Origin of the sequence: Bacteroides sp. 1_1_14 (assembly GCF_000162515.1) — a bacterium.
Lineage (GTDB): Bacteria > Bacteroidota > Bacteroidia > Bacteroidales > Bacteroidaceae > Bacteroides > Bacteroides thetaiotaomicron.
In genome coordinates this window covers 1-682 of sequence record NZ_GG774754.1, presented here as the reverse complement: position 1 = coordinate 682, position 682 = coordinate 1, and the positions used below count along the sequence as shown (strand labels likewise).

General features: G+C 34.6%; 1 rRNA gene. It reads right to left on the bottom strand.

Annotated elements, in window-relative coordinates:
* A 16S ribosomal RNA gene (locus HMPREF9007_RS0125590) occupies positions 1-99 on the bottom strand; the annotation flags it as partial.
* Positions 100-682: the final 583 nt, after the last annotated feature.

Here is a 682-nt window from a genome sequence, read left to right as displayed (position 1 = left end):
TCTCCAGTTTGCAAGCAAACTGAAATGCTGCCCCTCGACTTGCATGTGTTAAGCCTGTAGCTAGCGTTCATCCTGAGCCAGGATCAAACTCTTCATTGTAAAAGTATTGTTAGTCAGCATAAAGCTGATTTTTGCTCTGTTCAGGATGCCGTACAATTTATTGACTTCATTAATACCTTACGTCTCACACATATTAATATATATAAGACAAGTATTGACGGTTCTATTTTTTTCTTGTACTACTTGTATTGTTTATCAATATTTCAAAGAACTTGCTGCTTTCGTTTTAAAAGCGGGTGCAAAGGTAAGAGGTTTTATTTTAACTACCAAATATTTTCGGAAGTTTTTTTTCGCTTTTCTTTTTCTATCGTTTCTCAGACTCTCTTAGCGAAAGGGAAAGAAGGTAAAGAAGAAAAACAAAACGCCTTTTCTTTGCGAATCGGACTGCAAAGATAAGAACTTTTAGCTTTATCTTCCAAACTTTATCGGAAGTTTTTTTTGTTCTTATGATCAAGCAGTACTGCGCTTTTACACTAAGTCAATTTAACAAGGCTTTCTTCTCTTGGAAAGCGGGTGCAAAAGTAGTCCCTTTTCAAATATACTCCAAACTTAAATCACTCTTTTTTTGAATTATTTTTGAGGATAGAAGCTAAAGTGTTGAATCATAAGGATGTTGTAGAAC